Genomic DNA, 2,218 nt, shown 5'->3' with positions numbered 1-2,218 from the left:
ATACATTCTACAGTGCTGGTTGCATTTGCTGGAACTACGGGTAATGTCGACACATCAATCGTATAGGTGTAGGTGTAAACGGAGACGTTATTAGCACAGTCCGTATAAGTGAAAGTGTAAATCTTATCGCCTTCGCAAGTTGGATCCGTGTTTTCTGTGATCACGGGAATAATATTATTTCCGCAAACATCCGTTACTGTTGGTGTGGCTGGTTGAACCGCATCTGCAATACATTCTACTGTGCTGCTTGCATTCGCTGGAACTACGGGTAATGTTGACACATCAATCGTATAGGTGTAGGTATAAACGGAGACGTTATTAGCACAGTCTGTATAAGTGAAGGTGTAAATCTTATCGCCTTCGCAAGTTGGATCGGTGTTCTCTGTGATCACTGGAATAATGTTATTACCGCAAACATCCGTTACTGTCGGTGTGGCTGGTTGAACCGCATCTGCGATACATTCTACTGTGCTGGTTGCATTCGCTGGAACTACAGGTAATGTCGACACATCAATCGTATAGGTGTAGGTGTAAACGGAGACATTGTTAGCACAGTCTGTATAAGTGAAGGTGTAAATCTTATCGCCTTCGCAAGTTGGATCCGTGTTTTCTGTGATCACAGGAATAATATTATTTCCGCAAACATCCGTTACTGTTGGTGTGGCTGGTTGAACCGCATCTGCAATACATTCTACTGTGCTGGTTGCATTCGCTGGAACTACAGGTAATGTGGACACATCAATCGTATAGGTGTAGGTGTAAACGGAGACGTTATTAGCACAGTCCGTATAAGTGAAGGTGTAAATCTTATCGCCTTCGCAAGTTGGATCGGCATTTTCTGTTATTACAGGGATAATATTATTACCGCAAACATCCGTTACTGTTGGTGTGGCTGGTTGAACCGCATCTGCAATACATTCTACTGTGCTGGTTGCATTCGCTGGAACTACAGGTAATGTTGACACATCAATCGTATAGGTGTAGGTATAAACGGAGACGTTATTAGCACAGTCTGTATAAGTGAAGGTGTAAATCTTATCGCCTTCGCAAGTTGGATCGGTGTTCTCTGTTATTACAGGAATAATGTTATTACCGCAAACATCCGTTACTGTTGGTGTGGCTGGTTGAACCGCATCTGCGATACATTCTACAGTACTGGTTGCATTCGCTGGAACTACGGGTAATGTCGACACATCAATCGTATAGGTGTAGGTGTAAACGGAGACGTTATTAGCACAGTCTGTATAAGTGAAGGTGTAAATCTTATCGCCTTCGCAAGTTGGATCGGTGTTCTCTGTTATTACAGGAATAATGTTATTTCCGCAAACATCCGTTACTGATGGTGTGGCTGGTTGAACCGCATCTGCTATACATTCTACAGTGCTGGTTGCATTTGCTGGAACTACAGGTAATGTCGACACATCAATCGTATAGGTGTAGGTATAAACGGAGACGTTATTAGCACAGTCTGTATAAGTGAAGGTGTAAATCTTATCGCCTTCGCAAGTTGGATCGGTGTTCTCTGTTATTACAGGAATAATGTTATTTCCGCAAACATCCGTTACTGATGGTGTGGCTGGTTGAACCGCATCTGCTATACATTCTACAGTGCTGGTTGCATTTGCTGGAACTACAGGTAATGTCGACACATCAATCGTATAGGTGTAGGTATAAACGGAGACGTTATTAGCACAGTCTGTATAAGTGAAGGTGTAAATCTTATCGCCTTCGCAAGTTGGATCGGTGTTCTCTGTTATTACAGGAATAATGTTATTTCCGCAAACATCCGTTACTGATGGTGTGGCTGGTTGAACCGCATCTGCAATACATTCTACAGTGCTGGTTGCATTCGCTGGAACTACAGGTAATGTTGACACATCAATCGTATAGGTGTAGGTATAAACGGAGACATTGTTAGCACAGTCCGTATAAGTGAAGGTGTAAATCTTATCGCCTTCGCAAGTTGGATCCGTGTTTTCTGTGATCACGGGAATAATATTATTTCCGCAAACATCCGTTACTGTTGGTGTGGCTGGTTGAACCGCATCTGCAATACATTCTACTGTGCTGCTTGCATTCGCTGGAACTACGGGTAATGTCGACACATCAATCGTATAGGTGTAGGTATAAACGGAGACGTTATTAGCACAGTCTGTATAAGTGAAGGTGTAAATCTTATCGCCTTCGCAAGTTGGATCGGTGTTCTCTGTGATTACAG

Annotated in this window: 1 protein-coding gene; it reads right to left on the bottom strand. The window is 42.9% G+C overall.

Features of this window, described 5'->3' with window-relative positions; all coding sequences use genetic code 11:
• A partial coding sequence (locus ACJJV4_RS00005; protein ID WP_405290836.1) for a hypothetical protein occupies window positions 1–2,218 on the bottom strand: 2,218 nt, incomplete at both ends.

The sequence above is a fragment of the Algibacter sp. Ld11 genome, from assembly GCF_045066735.1.
In the GTDB taxonomy this organism is placed as follows: domain Bacteria; phylum Bacteroidota; class Bacteroidia; order Flavobacteriales; family Flavobacteriaceae; genus Algibacter.
The sequence above is the reverse complement of the archived record's forward strand: the minus strand, read 5'-3'. Positions and strand labels throughout refer to the sequence as shown.